Annotated in this window: 14 protein-coding genes; 4 read left to right on the forward strand and 10 right to left on the reverse strand. The window is 72.7% G+C overall.

The genetic code is table 11. The features are described 5' to 3' along the window. Positions 1 to 69: 69 nt before the first annotated feature. The 9 genes from V6R91_RS11475 to V6R91_RS11515 form a co-directional block, all read right to left on the reverse strand. Positions 70 to 933 (reverse strand): SMP-30/gluconolactonase/LRE family protein, encoded by an 864-nt coding sequence (locus V6R91_RS11475; protein WP_219086406.1) that lies wholly within the window; start codon positions 931 to 933, stop codon positions 70 to 72. After that, positions 930 to 2,591 carry a class I adenylate-forming enzyme family protein gene (locus V6R91_RS11480; protein WP_336395502.1) on the reverse strand — a complete coding sequence of 554 codons (1,662 nt, stop codon included), beginning with the start codon at positions 2,589 to 2,591 and terminating at the stop codon, positions 930 to 932. Before V6R91_RS11480 ends, V6R91_RS11475 begins: the two co-directional genes overlap by 4 nt. After that, positions 2,588 to 3,307 carry an ATP-binding cassette domain-containing protein gene (locus V6R91_RS11485; RefSeq protein ID WP_336395503.1) on the reverse strand — a complete coding sequence of 240 codons (720 nt, stop codon included), beginning with the start codon at positions 3,305 to 3,307 and terminating at the stop codon, positions 2,588 to 2,590. The genes V6R91_RS11480 and V6R91_RS11485 overlap by 4 nt, the downstream gene beginning before the upstream one ends. After that, positions 3,304 to 4,083, reverse strand: a complete 780-nt coding sequence (locus tag V6R91_RS11490) for an ABC transporter ATP-binding protein (protein WP_231819808.1) — start codon at positions 4,081 to 4,083, stop codon at positions 3,304 to 3,306. The genes V6R91_RS11485 and V6R91_RS11490 overlap by 4 nt, the downstream gene beginning before the upstream one ends. Beyond that, the gene (locus tag V6R91_RS11495; protein ID WP_219086398.1) at positions 4,073 to 5,104 is read right to left on the reverse strand and encodes a branched-chain amino acid ABC transporter permease; all 1,032 of its coding nucleotides are present in this window, start codon (positions 5,102 to 5,104) and stop codon (positions 4,073 to 4,075) included. Before V6R91_RS11495 ends, V6R91_RS11490 begins: the two co-directional genes overlap by 11 nt. Beyond that, entirely contained in the window at positions 5,101 to 5,976 is an 876-nt protein-coding gene (locus V6R91_RS11500; protein WP_336395504.1) for a branched-chain amino acid ABC transporter permease, read from the reverse strand. The genes V6R91_RS11495 and V6R91_RS11500 overlap by 4 nt, the downstream gene beginning before the upstream one ends. Before the next feature lie 10 nt (positions 5,977 to 5,986). After that, complete coding sequence (locus V6R91_RS11505) at positions 5,987 to 7,216, reverse strand: ABC transporter substrate-binding protein (RefSeq protein ID WP_219086397.1); 1,230 nt, start codon at positions 7,214 to 7,216, stop codon at positions 5,987 to 5,989. A gap of 98 nt (positions 7,217 to 7,314) precedes the next feature. Further along, complete coding sequence (locus V6R91_RS11510; RefSeq protein ID WP_336395505.1) at positions 7,315 to 7,857, reverse strand: nuclear transport factor 2 family protein; 543 nt, start codon at positions 7,855 to 7,857, stop codon at positions 7,315 to 7,317. Then, on the reverse strand, positions 7,857 to 8,678 hold the full coding sequence (locus tag V6R91_RS11515) for an SDR family NAD(P)-dependent oxidoreductase (RefSeq protein ID WP_336395506.1): 822 nt from the start codon (positions 8,676 to 8,678) through the stop codon (positions 7,857 to 7,859). The genes V6R91_RS11510 and V6R91_RS11515 overlap by 1 nt, the downstream gene beginning before the upstream one ends. 83 nt (positions 8,679 to 8,761) lie before the next feature. Between V6R91_RS11515 and V6R91_RS11520 the strand changes: the two genes are divergently transcribed. The 3 genes from V6R91_RS11520 (at position 8,762) to V6R91_RS11530 (ending at position 11,697) form a co-directional block, all read left to right on the forward strand. Then, positions 8,762 to 9,547, forward strand: a complete 786-nt coding sequence (locus V6R91_RS11520) for an SDR family oxidoreductase (protein ID WP_336395507.1) — start codon at positions 8,762 to 8,764, stop codon at positions 9,545 to 9,547. A gap of 75 nt (positions 9,548 to 9,622) precedes the next feature. Beyond that, entirely contained in the window at positions 9,623 to 10,843 is a 1,221-nt protein-coding gene (locus V6R91_RS11525) for an acetyl-CoA C-acetyltransferase (protein WP_231819813.1), read from the forward strand. Then, positions 10,843 to 11,697, forward strand: a complete 855-nt coding sequence (locus tag V6R91_RS11530; RefSeq protein ID WP_336395508.1) for an SDR family NAD(P)-dependent oxidoreductase — start codon at positions 10,843 to 10,845, stop codon at positions 11,695 to 11,697. Before V6R91_RS11525 ends, V6R91_RS11530 begins: the two co-directional genes overlap by 1 nt. 18 nt (positions 11,698 to 11,715) lie before the next feature. Here V6R91_RS11530 and V6R91_RS11535 read toward each other — a convergent pair whose 3' ends face one another. After that, positions 11,716 to 13,329, reverse strand: coding sequence for an AMP-binding protein (locus tag V6R91_RS11535; RefSeq protein ID WP_336395509.1), 1,614 nt, complete (start codon positions 13,327 to 13,329; stop codon positions 11,716 to 11,718). A 121-nt stretch (positions 13,330 to 13,450) separates the two neighbouring features. On the opposite strand from V6R91_RS11535, the gene V6R91_RS11540 reads away from it, so the two are divergent. Then, positions 13,451 to 14,062: a TetR/AcrR family transcriptional regulator gene (locus V6R91_RS11540; protein ID WP_157517844.1), complete on the forward strand. Its 612-nt coding sequence runs from the start codon at positions 13,451 to 13,453 to the stop codon at positions 14,060 to 14,062. Positions 14,063 to 14,099: the final 37 nt, after the last annotated feature.

Here is a 14,099-nt window from a genome sequence, read left to right on the forward strand (position 1 = left end):
GGGGATCTCCGCAGGTGCGGGCGAGGCACGGGCGAGGCACGGGCGAGGCGCGGGGGAGGGGCGGGCCGCCTAGCGAGGGGCGTCGGCGGCGACGCCCCGGAACACCAGGATCCGCCCCGAACGGACGACTGCGGCCTCCTCCGGAACCCACGTGTCCGCCGTCGCCACGAACAGGTCCGTGCCGTCGTCCCCGCCGATCGCGACGGCGTAGGGATCCGGCACCGCCACGCGTCCGACGATCCGGCCGTCCGCGGAGACCCGCAGCACCTCGGCGTCGAACGGGCAGGCCACCCACAGCGTCCCGTGCCGGTCCGCCGCGATGCCGTCCGGCCACTGTCCCGTGAACGCGATGAGCGTCCGTCGGCCGCGGAGCGAACCGTCCGCCGAGACGTCGAAGGCCGTCAGCCGCCCCGGCTCGCTCCGGGTCTCGGCGACGACGAGCGTGCGCCCCTCGTCGAGCAGGGCCATGCCGTTGGGGAAGAACAGCTCGTCGGCCACGGCGCGCACGGATCCGTCGACGTCCACGAGGGCGAGGGCGGCGGGAGCGATCGGCTCACCAGGCGGAGCGCCGTCGCCGTAGTTGCCGACGTAGGCGCGCCCGCGGGCGTCGGTGAGCAGGTCGTTCAGGTGCCAGGTCGCGACGCGGCCGAGATCGGCGTGGACCACCGGCGGCGCCCCCGGTGTGCGGAGGTCGACACGGTGGACGCGACGATCCTCCTGGGACGAGACGAGGAGCGTCTCCTCGTCGAGGAATCCCAGCCCGGACGGGCGGCCCGGCACGTGCGCGACGACCTCCAGCGTCCCCGCCCGCCAGCGCAGCACCTGGTGGGAGTGGACGTCCGAGAAGTACAGGGCGTCGCGATGCCAGCGCGGCCCCTCCGGGAAGGCGAGCCCCGAGACGACGACCTCTCCGGGAACGCGGGCCGCGGTCATGCCGCACCCCGGTCGCGCAGATCGGTCTCGGCGGACTCGCACCCCGCGACGATCTCCCGGACGCGTCCCTTCGCGACCTTGCCGCCCGCCGCGCGGGGGAGCTCGTCGAGGACCACGAGACGCTCCGGGAACAGGTGCTTCGACACGCCGCGCGCGGTCAGCGCGTCGACGAGCCCGGGGAGCGTGAGCGGTGCACGCAGCGTGACGGCCACACCGATGCGCTCGCCGAAGAGAGGATCCGGGACCGGCACCGCCGAGGCCATGACGACCGACGGGTGGGCCTCGACGACCTCCTCCACCTCGATCGCCGAGATGTTCTTCCCTCCGCGGATGATGAGATCCGTCGTGCGGCCGACCACGCGGAGGTACCCCTCCTCGTCCACCTCGACGAGGTCCGGCATCATCAGATGGCCGTCATGGAACAGCTCTGCGTCGGCCGCGGGGTCGCCGTAGTATCCGAGGCAGATCGTCGGTCCGGTCACCCCGGGCCGCCCCGGTCCTCCGGTGTCGGTGATGTCGCGCCCTGCGTCGTCGTACAGCCGCATGTCCACGTGCGGGAACACCCGGCCGGCCGTGCGCAGCCGCCGCTCCTGCGAGTCCCGCAGGGTGGTGGCGCTGATGGCGCCGGACTCGTTGGAGCCGTAGAACTGGAGGACGGCCGCCCCCACACGATCCTCGAACTGGGCGGCCCGTTCCGCGGACACCGCCTCGCCACCGGTGAACATGGCGCGCAGCGCCAGCGGTCCCACGCGGTCGAGCGAGGGCGCATCGAGCATCATCTTGAACTGGGTGGCCACGCAGGCGAGGATCGTGACCCGGTGCCGATCGAGCAGGCGGATCATCTCGTCCGCGTCGAAGCGCTCCATGAGCACCGTGGTCATCCCGAGCATGGCCGGGGCGTAGTGAGCCGTCCACAGCCCGAACCCGAACGGCCCGGGCACGGCGCCGAGCATCACGTCGTCCTCCGAGAAGTCGGCGGCGGCGAACGCGAGCTCGCTGAAGTGCAGCCAGCGGTTCGCGAACTGCGTGACGAGCTTGGGCCGGCCCGTCGTCCCGGACGTCGAGTTGAGCATGGACAGGTCGTTCGGGCCGAGAGCGCGGGCGCGCGTCTCGGCGAGGTCCGCTCGGATCGGCTCCTCCTCGCGGTAGCCGTCCGCCTCCACGCGCACGACGCGCACGGGCCCGGCGGCGTCCACCTCCACGAGCAGGTCCACCGCCGCGCCGTCCGCACGGAGCTCCTCCAGGTGCTTCCGCGCGCTTCGTCCGCGGTGCGAGGGGCGCATCACCAGGACGCGGGCGCCGGACGCCGTCATCAGGTGATGGATCTCGGACCGGCCGGATCGGGCGCCCATGCCCACGGCGACGGTGCCGCTGCGCTCGGCGGCGCAGAGCGCGACGTGGAACTCCGTGCCGTCGGGCAGGAGCATCCCGAACCGGGCGCCCCGGGGGAGCAGGGCGGTCAGCACGCGGGCGAGGTCGTCGACCTGTGCGTCGTACTCCGCCCACGTCAGCGCGACGTCCCCGACGAGGTACGCGATCCGGTCCGGGACGCGCGCCGCCTGTGCGGCCACGTGGTCGGCGACGCTCCGGTCGCCCCACCACCCCCGGCGGGTGAACTCGGCGACGGTCTCGGCGTCGACGGTCGTCACGGCGGTCATTCCGACTCCATTTCCTCGTGGATGACGCCCATGGCCTGGCGGTAGCCGGCGTCCAGCGCGTCGACGTCTTCAAAGGGCGCGCCCAGCTGGGCGCGCAGCAGCACGTGCCCGCGGTCGATCGCGCGGCCCAGGGCGCCGATGGCGGGGTCGAACAGCACCACGGCCGCGCCCTGCGCGGCGATGGCCCGGACGGTGTCCACGAGCTGACCGACGATCTGCGGGGCCAGCCCCGTGGTCATCTCGTCCAGGATCAGGCAGCGCGGCTCCCCCATGAGGGCCCGGCTGACCACGAGCATCTGCTGCTCGCCGCCGGACAGGACCCCCGCGAGGCGCCCCTGGCGCTCACGGAGCACCGGGAAGCGGTCGAGGGCGGCGTCCACCGCGGCGCGGCCGAGGCCGAGAATCTCCGCGGACACGAGCAGGTTGTCCCGCACGGTGAGCTTGGGGAAGAGCTGGCGCCCCTGCGGGACGATCGCGAGACCGGCCCTGGCCCGCTGGATGGGGCTTCGCCCGGAGAGGTCCTCGTCGCCGAGCCGGATCCCGCCGGTCGCGGCCACCGAGCCGTACAGCCCCAGGGCGAGGCTCGACTTGCCCGCGCCGTTCGGCCCCACCACCGCCGTGACCGTGCCCGCCGGGGCGTGCAGCGACGCGTTCTCGACCGCGGTCGCCTTCCCGTAGGAGACGTGCAGTCCGTCGACCACGAGATCCGCGCTCATGCGGCCTCCTCCCCACCCGTGCCGAAGTACACCCGCTGCATCTCCGCGCTCGCCAGGCATTCGGCCGGCGTGCCGGAGAAGACCCGTCGTCCCTGGGCCAGCAGCATCACCCGGTCGGCCAGGGACGTGAGCAGATCCACGTTGTGATCGACCAGGATCACCGCGTGGCCGCGCTGCTGCACCTGCCGGATGGCGTCGATGATGCCGGCCACGGAGCCGGCGTCGGCCCCCGCGAACGGCTCGTCCAGCAGCATCACCAGGGGGTCCTGCGCCAGGGCCCTGGCCACCTCCACGAGGCGCTGCTCGCCGAGGGAGAGGTTCGCGCACATCTGGTCCAGGTGGGGCACGCCCAGCTCCTCGGCGACCGCGAGCGTGCGATCCGTCTCCTCGCGCCGGTGGCGGACGCCGTCGGTCACCACGCCCCAGACCATGCGCCAGGTCGAGGCGAACCGGTGCGCGGCCGCGCCGACGAGGAGGTTCTCCTGGACGGTGAGGTCGAGGGCGAGGTGCGGATGCTGGAACGTGCGGGCCAGTCCGCGGCGGGCGCGGGAGGCGGGCGGACCGCCCAGACGCGCGCCGTCGAGCGTGAGCGTCCCGCGATCGGCGCCCTGGATCCCGGTGATGAGGTCCACGAGGGTCGTCTTGCCCGCGCCGTTGGGGCCGACCAGCCCCAGGATCTCGCCGCGTGCGACGGAGAAGGACACGTCCTCGAGAGCGACGAGCCCGCCGTAGGCCTTGGACAGGCCGTCTCCGGACAGGATCGGATCAGGCGACATCGGAGCCTCCTCGTGCGCGTCGGGAGCGGATCCCCGCGAGGAGCCGCCGGGCGTAGCCGAGCAGGCCCGCCGGGGCGACGAGCAGGATCAGCAGCACGCCGATCGCGAGCACGAGCTGCCCCGACCCCTCGAACCCCGGCATGTTCAGGGTCAGCTGGACCACGATGATCGCGCCGACCGCACAGCCCCAGGCGCTTCCCTGCCCGCCGATCAGGGGGATGAAGATCGCCATGAACACGATCGACAGGGTGAAGGTCTCCGGGGTGATGCTGAGCACGAAGCTCGCGAAGAGGGCGCCGGCGAGCGAGGCGACGGCGGCGCCGACGGCGAGCGCGACGGTCGTCAGCGTGGTGGTGCGGACCCCGGCGGCCTCGACGGCGGACGGGACGTCGCGCATCGTGCGGACGATCACGCCCCAGGACCCGGTGCGCACGCGCTCGACGAGGACGGTGACGACGATCACCAGGAGGAGCGCGCCGGCCACCAGCAGCGGGCGCGGCGGCTCCCAGCCGAACAGGACCGGTGCCGGGATCCCGCCGATCCCGCCGGATCCGCCGGTGAGCTCCTTCGCCTCGATGAGCCACGGCTCGAACGCGAGGCTGAACAGCAGGGTGACCGCCGCGAGGTAGAAGCCGCTGAGGCGCCGGGTGAGCAGGCTCAGGATCGTGGCCACGAGCGCGGACACCGCCGGGCCCAGCACCCATCCGAGGATGACCGGCAGGTCCGTCTTCGTGGCGATGATCGCCACGGCGTAGCCGCCGATCGCGGCGTACGCGGCGTACGCCATGGACAGCGACCCGGCCAGCACGAACGGGATGTACATCCCGAGCGCGATGAGCGCGTAGACCGCCACGAGCACGAGGAGGTCCTGTTTGAACCCGCTCCCACCGGCCCAGGCGAGCAGGAGACCGGCACCGAGCACGGCGAGCGCGGGAGGCAGCAGTCGCCGCCAGCGTGCACCGCCGTCGTGGGCGGTGCGGGGAGAGGCGGTCTCGCGGACGGCGAGCGAACGGTCGGTCATAGCCTCACCTTCGTCGCGAACATGCCCTGCGGTCGCAGGGCGAAGAACAGCAGCGCGATGACGAGCACCATCGTCGTCGGGCCGAGGCTCCCGAAGTAGAACGGCGCGAAGACCTGGATCGCCCCGAGCAGGAGGCCGCCCACCAGCGGCGCCCAGGTGCGTCCCGTCCCGCCGAGGACCAGGGCGAGGAATCCCACCAGCGTCCAGGACAGACCGCTGGTGAACCCGACGCCGCTCTTGGGCGCGTACAGGATCCCGGCGATCCCGGCGATGAGGCCGGCCAGCAGGAACGCGATCAGGCGGATGCGTCCGACCGGGAGGCCCAGCAGTCGCGCGGCGTCCCGGTTGTCGCCGACGGCGCGCAGCAGGCGGCCGGTCCGGCTCTGGCGCATCCGGATCGAGACGAGGACGAAGACGGCCGCGGTGACGGCGATCAGCAGCACGCTGCTGCCGGGGACGTGCACGGGGCCGAGCTGCCACGGCCCGAACGGTGCGATGTTCTGCCCGGGGAGAGCGCGGCGCCCGAAGACCGTGCCGGCGCCCTGCTGGACGATGAAGAGCACCGCGGTGACGGCGACCAGGGCGGGGAGCTCGCCCCGCCCCGACCGCCGCTGCACGGGGCGCACGACGAGGAGCTCCGTCAGGGCGCTCAGCGCCATCGCCGCCAGGAGCCCCACGAGCACGCCCAGCCACACCGGCAGGTCCACCTCGATGACGAACCAGGAGGCGCCCAGCGCCGCCGTCATCGCGTACGGGCCGATCGCGAAGTTGAAGAAGCCGGCGCCGATCAGGGTGAGCTGGTAGGCGAGGGCGATCAGCCCGAAGAAGCTGCCGATCTCCAGGACGGAGAGCCAGAGCTGTGGATCGGTCATCGACGGATCCTCAGCACGTCACCTGGTACTCGGGCCAGGCGCCGGAGGGCTGGTTGTCCTCGTCGAAGCCGGAGAGCACCAGGCCGCACAGGCTGTCGGCGCCGATGTGCTTGTCCGGGGAGAACGACAGGGTGAACCCGTCCTGTCCGAAGGCGGCGGGGTAGGCGCTGATCGCGTCGAACGCGTCACGGATCGCGGTCAGGTCCTCGGTGCCGCCGGCCTCCTCGATCGCCGCCTTCAGCAGGTGCACGGTGTCGTAGGCCTGCGCGTCGTAGGCGGTCAGCCGGTAGTCGTCGCCGTTCGCCTTCTTCAGCTTCTCCTCCAAGGCTGCGGTCGCCGCGTTCTTGGTGTCGATCGATCCCATGTAGACGACCTCCGCGAGCGCACCGGGGTTGGCGCGGTCCCACGCGTCGGGCTGGTTCCCGATGGAGGCTAGCGAGAAGCGGAGCACGTCCGGAAGCTGCGGGTCGAGGGTGTTGTGCGCGAGCACCTCGAAGTTCCCGCCCACGCTCATCACGAGCACGACGTCGGGATCGGCCTGCTTGATGCGCGCGGTCTGGGCGCCGAGGTCGGCGGCGTCCACGGGCGCGGACTCCTCCGCGACGATGTCGATGCACTCCTCCAGCCCGGGCACGAGCAGGCCCGCGATGTTGTCGATGGCGGGGGTGGTGTCGGCGAGGATCGCCAGCTTCTCGTAGCCCATCTCCTCGAACGCCCCGCAGTAGACGGAGGCGTAGTCGTCCAGGCCGTTGGCGAGCATGTAGGTGAACTCGTTGTCCGGGGGAAGGCCGACCGAGGTCGTGATCGCGACTGGAGCGACGGCGGTGATCCCGGCCTGCTTCGCCACGGCCTTCGCCTGCAGCACGGAGCCGCCGCCGGTGGCGAGGATGATCGCGTGCGCGCCGTCGTCCACGAGCTTGCGGACGATCGAGGGCGTCTTCGTGGGGTCGGACTCGTCGTTGCCGACGACGATCCTGACCTCGCGACCGAGGATGCCGCCGTCCGCGTTGATCTCGTCCACGGCCATCCGGACGGTGTCCCCGGCGATCGTGGCGTAGGACGCGCCGGGGCCGGTGCTGTCCTCGTCGAGGCCGATGATGATCGGGTCGCCGCCGTCGGCGGTGCTCCCCGAGGAGGAGGCGCCGGCGTCGTCGCCGGCGCAGGCGGTCAGGGCGAGCGCGGCGACGGTCGCGGCCGCCACGCCGAGGATGCGGTGTCGGGACATGCTGCGTCGGAACATGAGGAACCTCCATTGGTTCGTCGTCGGGTCACGCGGCGTCGGGGGGAGACGCACAAGCAAGTGCTTGGTTGCCAAGGTAGCCCGGCCGGGTTCGGTGGTCAACCGGATTTCTCGGGGGTGTGCGCGCCGACGGCGCGGAGCACCCGGGCGCGGACCTCCGCGAGCGGGTCCGCCGGCCATCGACGCCCGCGCGGGCCCGGCCCCTCGGGCGGGATCAGCCGCCCGGCGTCCGACCGCGTCCATTCGCGCACAGCCGTCCGCTCGACGATCCGCCACCCCTCGGCGTCCCGCCGCACGTGATCGAGATAGCGGAACCCGCTGGTGAAGTTCCGACGCGGATCGTCCGGCGGGGTGCCCCAGTGCACCGCCGTGCCGTAGGTCTCGGCGAAGGCGTGATCGCCGTGGAGCTCGACGAGGTGGTTGCCGACGAGATGCATCGTGCCGTCGAACACCGCGGTGCGCTCGGCCAGCCAGGCGACGAAGTCCGCCGCGGGGCCCTCGAAGCCGGTGTGCCGATCGACCCCGTCGGAGGCGTACACCGCGAGGACCGCCGGGTAGTCGGCGCGGTCCACCGCTCGGCAGTACCGCAGGATCAGATCATGGATCTCCTGGCGGTCGCGGGCGGCGTCCGGCGCGGGCATCAGGCGTGGTCCGGGAGGTTCGTCCAGCCGCGGCGACCGGCGCGGCCGTACCAGCCCGACGCGGCCAGGGTCCCGCCGTCGACCGGGATCGTATGCCCGGTGACGAAGCGCGCCGCGTCGGAGGCGAGGAACGCGACCACCTCCGCGTAGTCGTCCGGGACGCCGAAGCGGCCGAGCGGCAGCCATGAGCGCAGGAGCGCCGGATCCCGTCCCGCGAGCATCGCCTCCGCCGGGGTCTGCGGAGTGTCGGCCAGGTCGGGGGCGATCGCGTTGACGCGGATCCCCGAGGGGCCGAGCTCCACCGCCAGGCTCTTCGTGAACGCCGAGACCCCCGCGTTGTACGCGGAGTAGACGGCGTGTCCCGGGATCCCCCGGAACGCCTCGACCGTCGAGACGTTCACGATCGCGCCGGACCCGCGCTCGATCATCGCCGGGAGGAGGCGGTGCGTGACCGCGAACACGTGCCAGAGGTTGAGCTCGTGGAGGCGCTGCCACTGGGCGGGCTCGCTCTTGACGAAGACCGCCTTCGCCGGACGGAAGTCGCCGACGTTGTTGACGATGACGTCGGCGCCGCCGGCGTCGTCCGCCGCCGCCCCGAGGGCCCGCACCGTCTCCTCCCGGGTGATGTCGCCCACGATCACCGTGCAGCGTCCGCCCGCCGCCGTGATGTCGGATGCCGCGCTGCGGGCGGCCTCCTCGTCGAGGTCGACGAGCAGGACGTGGTCGCCGTCCGCGGCGAGGCGACGGGACACGGCGCCGCCGATGCCGAGGGCGCCGCCGGTCACGACGCAGGTGCGGGGACGGGAGGTGGTGGGGGACATGCGGCACAACCTAGCATTTGTTTGGTAGCGTGGCCAGGGTGCGGACGACGGCGTCGCCGCGCACGCGGATCGGAGGAGGGCACATGGGCGTGTCGATCGACTTCACAGGACGGGTCGTCGCCGTCACCGGAGGGGCGCGCGGCGTGGGCCGAGGCATCGCGGAGAGCTTCCTCGAGGCCGGGGCGACCGTCGAGATCTGCGGGCGGACGACCCCGGACGCTCTGCCGTCCGGCGGGGGCGCCGAGGCGACGTTCGGCTCCGCCGACGTCCGCGACGCCGACCAGGTCGACGCCTGGATCCAGGACATCCTCTCCCGTCGCGGCCGCCTCGACGTCCTCGTGAACAACGCCGGGGGGTCTCCGTTCGGCCGCTTCGAGGCCGGCTCTCCGCGGTATCTGCGCGCCATCACCGAGCTCAACTTCCTCTCCGCGGCCTTCGCCGCGCGATCCGCTCTGCCCGCCCTGCGGGACGCCCAGGGCTCGGTGATCAACATCACCTCCATCAGCGCCCGTCGCCCGAGTCCCGGCACGGCGGTGTACGGCGCGGCGAAGGCGGCGCTGGAGAGCCTCACCGCGAGCCTCGCGGTCGAGTGGGCCCCCGACGTGCGGGTCAACGCGGTGAGCTGCGGACTCGTCGCGACGGAGGCGGCGGTGGACCACTACGGCGACGCGTCGCAGTACGCGGCCGTGGCCCGCACCATCCCCCGGGGCCGTCTCGCGGAGCCGGCCGAGATCGGCGCCGCCTGCCTGATGCTCGCCTCCCCCCTGTCCGCCCACGTCACCGGCGCCGTGCTCGACGTCGACGGCGGAGGCGAGTGGCCGGCGTTCCTGGCCCACACCCCGAACGCGGGCGACATCCTGCCCGCCTGACCCGCGTCGGCACGACGCGACCTCGTCCCTCCGGGCATCCGGAGCACACGATCCGGAACACACAAGGAGAGCCCCATGACCGAAGCCGTCATCGTTTCCGCCGTCCGCTCGCCCATCGGGCGCGCGTACAAGGGGAGCCTCAAGGACACGCGGCCCGACGACCTGGCCGTGCAGATCGTCCGGGCCGCCCTGGACGCCGTCCCGGAGCTGGACCCGGCGGAGATCGAGGATCTGATGCTGGGCTGTGCGCAGCCTGCCGGAGAGCAGGGGTACAACCTCGCCCGCATCGTGGCGCTGCAGCTCGGCCTGGACGCGCTGCCCGGCACGACGGTGCACCGGTACTGCTCGTCCTCCCTGCAGACCACCCGCATGGCGTTCCACGCGATCAAGGCGGGGGAGGGCGACGTCTTCCTCTCCGCCGGAGTGGAGGCGGTGTCGCGCTTCGGGCTCGGCAAGTCGGACGGGATGCCCGACACGAAACACCCGCGCTTCGCGGCGGCCGCCGAGCGCGTCGCGGCCGAGGCGGCCGACCCCTCGTTCGTCTGGTCGGACCCGCGCACGCGCGGCGAGCTGCCGGACATCTACATCGCGATGGGGGAGACGGCGGAGAACGTCGCGAGCTTCCGGGGCGTGTCCCGGCGGGCGCAGGACGAGTGGGCGGTGCTGAGCCAGAATCGCGCCGAGGCCGCCGCCGCCCGTGGATTCTGGGAGCGGGACATCACGCCGGTGACGCTCGCCGACGGGTCCGTGGTCTCCGCCGACGACGGGCCCCGCGCCGGTGTGACGCTGGAGGGGATCGGCGGGCTGCAGCCCGTCTTCCGCCCGCACGGGACGGTCACCGCGGCGAACTGCTGCCCGCTCAACGACGGCGCGGCCGCGCTGGTCGTGATGAGCGACACACGCGCGGCGGAGCTCGGTCTCACCCCGCTCGCGCGGATCGTCTCCACCGGGGTGTCCGCGCTCTCGCCGGAGATCATGGGGCTCGGGCCGGTCGAGGCGGTGCGGCGGGCCCTCGGGCACGCGGGCATGACGATCGGCGACATCGACATCCTCGAGATCAACGAGGCCTTCGCCGCCCAGGTCCTGCCCTCGATCGACGACATCGGGATCGACGCGGACCGGGTCAACGTCAACGGCGGGGCGATCGCCCTGGGGCACCCGTTCGGCATGACCGGCGCGCGCATCACGACGACGGCGATCCACGCCCTGCAGGAGCGCGACGAGCAGTTCGCCGTCGAGACCATGTGCGTCGCGGGCGGTCAGGGCATGGCGATGGTGCTGGAGCGGCTGAGCTGATGCCCGGCCTGCTCGAGGGCCGCGCCGTCGTCGTCACCGGCGCCGGGCGCGGCCTCGGGCGGGCGTACGCCGCCGCGGCCGCGGATGCCGGTGCGGCCGTCGTGGTCTGCGATCTCGACCGGGACGCGGCCCAGGACGCCGCCGCGGTCATCCGCGGCGTCGGCGGGGCCGCGATCGCCGTCGCCGCCTCCGTGGCGGATCCGGCCACGGGGGTCGCGCTCGTGGAACGTTGCGTCCACGAATTCGGGCGCATGGACGGCCTGGTGAACAACGCCGGCGTCCTCAGTGCGGGCGCGGCGGTGGGGCAGGACGCCGCCACGGTGACGGACACGCTGGACGTGAACGTCGCGGGCGTGATCCACTGCGGGGTGGCGGCGCTCCGCCACTTCGCCACCCACGGGGGCGGGACGATCGTGAACGTGGTGTCCGGCGCCCTGCAGGGGTACCCCGGCCTCTCCCTGTACGGGGCGACCAAGGGCGCGGTGATGGGGCTCACCTACGGGTGGGCGCTGGAGGCGCCGGACGGGGTGCGCGTCAACGCCGTCTCGCCGCTGGCGCAGACGGCCATGTCCGCGCTCAACCCGGACGGCTCGGTCCCCCCGGGACCGGCCCCCGGCGCGGTGGCGCCCCTGGTCGTGTACCTGCTCAGCCCGCGCTCGCAGCGGTTGAACGGGCAGATCGTCCGCTTCGACGGGCGTCATCTCGGACTCATTGCCCCGCCGGCGCCGAACGCCCTGCAGACGGCCGAGGAGTGGGACGCCGCCGCCATCGCGGCCGCCTTCGACGGTCCGCTCGGCGACTGGCTCACCCCCGTCGGGATGCAGGCCGCGCCGCGTCCCGTCCGCGTCGGGTGAGCGCCGTCGCCGGCGGGCTCAGGCCGCGCCGCGCGCGCGGAGCTCGGGCTTGAGGATCTTGCCGGTGGCGTTGCGCGGGAACTCGTCGACGAAGACGAACTCCCTGGGCACCTTGAAGTTCGCCAGGCGGGACCGGCAGAACGCCTCCAGATCCGCGGCGTCGGGGAGCGGGACCTCCTCGCCGGCGTTCTGCAGCAGCAGCACGTAGGCGCGCCCGACGGTGCCCAGGCGCGCGTCGTCCACGCCGATGACGGCGGACTCGTTGACGGCGGGGTGCTGGCGGAGCACGTTCTCCACCTCCGCGGGGTAGACGTTGAAGCCGCCGACGATGAACATGTCCTTCAGGCGGTCGGTGATCTTCAGGCAGCCGTGCTCGTCCAGGCGCCCGACATCCCCGGTGTGGAACCAGCCGTCCTCGTCGACCACGGCGCGGGTGGCGGCCTCGTCCTCGAAGTAGCCGAGCATCACGGAGTCCCCGCGCAGCAGGATCTCGCCGTCCTCGTCCACGCCGACGTCGCGGCCCTCCGGGTCGACGACGCGGATCTCGACCCCTTCCACGGCCGGGCCCGTGGTCTGCGAGGCGTGCTCGAGGGACTCGCCGGGGCGCGAGAGCGTCGCGACGATGCACTCGGTCAGGCCGTAGGCCTGCGCCACGGTGCGGAACCCGAGCTTGTCCACCATGTCCCGGAACAGCGTCTCCGGCGCCGCCGTCGCACCGGCGATGGCGAAGCGGAGGGAGGACAGGTCGTACTCCCGCAGGCGCGGGTGGTCGATGAGGGAGGTGAAGTGCGTCGGCACCCCGGGAAGCACAGTGATGCGCTCGCGCTGGATGAGCTCCAGCAGCGCATCGGCGTCGAAGACCGCCACCGGGTAGATCGTGGTCCCCGCCATCAGGGACGTGATCATCCCCGCCTTGTAGCCGAAGCCGTGGAAGAACGGATTGACCACGGCGTACCGGTCCTCCGGAGTGAGGAACGCGCCCTTGGCCCAGGAGCGGGCGACGCCGAGGGTCTGCCGGTGCGCGCTCATCACGCCCTTCGGCACCCCCGTGGTCCCCGAGGTGAACAGCACGTCCATCACGGTGTCGGCGGTCACGGCGCCCGCGGCCTCCTCCACGCGGGCCAGGGGGACGCCCTCTCCGGCGGAGAGGAACCGCGACCAGGAGAGCACGGGACCGGTCCCCTCGTCCATCGTCACGACCGCGCGGAGGTGCGGGAGCCCGGGGACGACCGTCCCGTCGGCGCCGAGCTCGGCGGCCGCGTCGCGCAGCATGGTCGACATCGACCGGCCGAGGAAGCCGTCCGTGAGCACGATCGCCGTCGCCCGGGCGCGGGCCAGGATGGTCGCGGCCTCGTGGCCGGTGTAGCGGCTGTTCAGGGGGACGACCGCGATGCCGATGGCCTGCGCGCCGAGCATCGCGAGGATGAACTCGGCCCGGTTGGGCGCCCAGAGCCCCACACGGTCACCGGGGAGGACGCCCGCGGCGAGGTAGGCGCGGGACACCTCCGCGACGCGGGCGGGCAGCTCCCCGTAAGTGATGACGCGGCCTGCGTCGACGATCGCCGGATGCGCGCCCAGCTCCGCCTTCTCCCGGAGCAGCGCCGGAACGGTGTCGGTGTCAGAAACGGTCATGCGGGGTCCTTCCCATACCATAAGAAAACCTCTCTCGGAGCGCGTGTTCCGGCCTGCGATGGTGCACTATTGAACAAGCGCTTGTTGTGAAATACTCCCGGCACCCCCAGAAGGAGAAGCCATGGCGATGAACCCGCGGACCACGCGAGGCGAGCAGAGCTCCGAGCGGAGAGAGCAGATCCTGTCCATCGCCGCCCATCTGATCTCCCAGCGCGGCTACTCGGCGACGACCGTGCGCGACATCGCCGACGAGGCCGGGATCCTCTCCGGCAGTCTCTATCATCACTTCTCCTCGAAGGAGGCGATCCTCCAGGAGATCCTGCGCACCTTCATGACCGACCTGTACGGGCGCTTCGAGCAGATCGTCGCCGAGTCGTCGGGTCCCCGGGAGACGCTGGACCGCCTCATCGAGCACGCCTTCGAGACGGTGGTCAGCAAGCCCGACGCGGTGGGCCTCTACCAGAACGAGTCGAGCTTCCTCGCCACCCAGCCGGGCTTCGAGTTCGTCAAGGAGAACAGCCTCCAGATCGAGTCGCTGTGGCTCGGCCAGATCCGGGAGGGGCAGCGTCAGGGCGTCTTCCGCGACACCCTCGACGCCCCGATCGCCTACCGTTTCATCCGCGACTCGGTGTGGTCGACGGTGGCCTGGTACCGACCCAGCGGCACGCACACGGCGGCGAGCCTGACCGAGAACTACCTCGACCTGCTGCACGGCGGCCTCCTCGTGGACTGAGCCGTGGGGGGGGGGGCGCCCCCCCCCCCCCCCGCCG

The sequence above is a fragment of the Microbacterium sp. CCNWLW41 genome, assembly GCF_037083505.1.

Excerpts from the sequence above, each read along its gene's own strand:
- V6R91_RS11495 (WP_219086398.1), bottom strand. The coding sequence starts at position 5,104 with ATGACCGACCGTTCGCTCGCCGTCCGCGAGACCGCCTCTCCCCGCACC.
- V6R91_RS11510 (WP_336395505.1), bottom strand. The coding sequence starts at position 7,857 with ATGCCCGCGCCGGACGCCGCCCGCGACCGCCAGGAGATCCATGATCTG.
- V6R91_RS11485 (WP_336395503.1), bottom strand. The coding sequence starts at position 3,307 with ATGAGCGCGGATCTCGTGGTCGACGGACTGCACGTCTCCTACGGGAAG.
- V6R91_RS11515 (WP_336395506.1), bottom strand. The coding sequence starts at position 8,678 with ATGTCCCCCACCACCTCCCGTCCCCGCACCTGCGTCGTGACCGGCGGC.
- V6R91_RS11500 (WP_336395504.1), bottom strand. The coding sequence starts at position 5,976 with ATGACCGATCCACAGCTCTGGCTCTCCGTCCTGGAGATCGGCAGCTTC.
- V6R91_RS11505 (WP_219086397.1), bottom strand. The coding sequence starts at position 7,216 with ATGTTCCGACGCAGCATGTCCCGACACCGCATCCTCGGCGTGGCGGCC.
- V6R91_RS11530 (WP_336395508.1), top strand. The coding sequence starts at position 10,843 with ATGCCCGGCCTGCTCGAGGGCCGCGCCGTCGTCGTCACCGGCGCCGGG.
- V6R91_RS11490 (WP_231819808.1), bottom strand. The coding sequence starts at position 4,083 with ATGTCGCCTGATCCGATCCTGTCCGGAGACGGCCTGTCCAAGGCCTAC.
- V6R91_RS11475 (WP_219086406.1), bottom strand. The coding sequence starts at position 933 with ATGACCGCGGCCCGCGTTCCCGGAGAGGTCGTCGTCTCGGGGCTCGCC.
- V6R91_RS11540 (WP_157517844.1), top strand. The coding sequence starts at position 13,451 with ATGGCGATGAACCCGCGGACCACGCGAGGCGAGCAGAGCTCCGAGCGG.
- V6R91_RS11520 (WP_336395507.1), top strand. The coding sequence starts at position 8,762 with ATGGGCGTGTCGATCGACTTCACAGGACGGGTCGTCGCCGTCACCGGA.
- V6R91_RS11535 (WP_336395509.1), bottom strand. The coding sequence starts at position 13,329 with ATGACCGTTTCTGACACCGACACCGTTCCGGCGCTGCTCCGGGAGAAG.
- V6R91_RS11480 (WP_336395502.1), bottom strand. The coding sequence starts at position 2,591 with ATGACCGCCGTGACGACCGTCGACGCCGAGACCGTCGCCGAGTTCACC.
- V6R91_RS11525 (WP_231819813.1), top strand. The coding sequence starts at position 9,623 with ATGACCGAAGCCGTCATCGTTTCCGCCGTCCGCTCGCCCATCGGGCGC.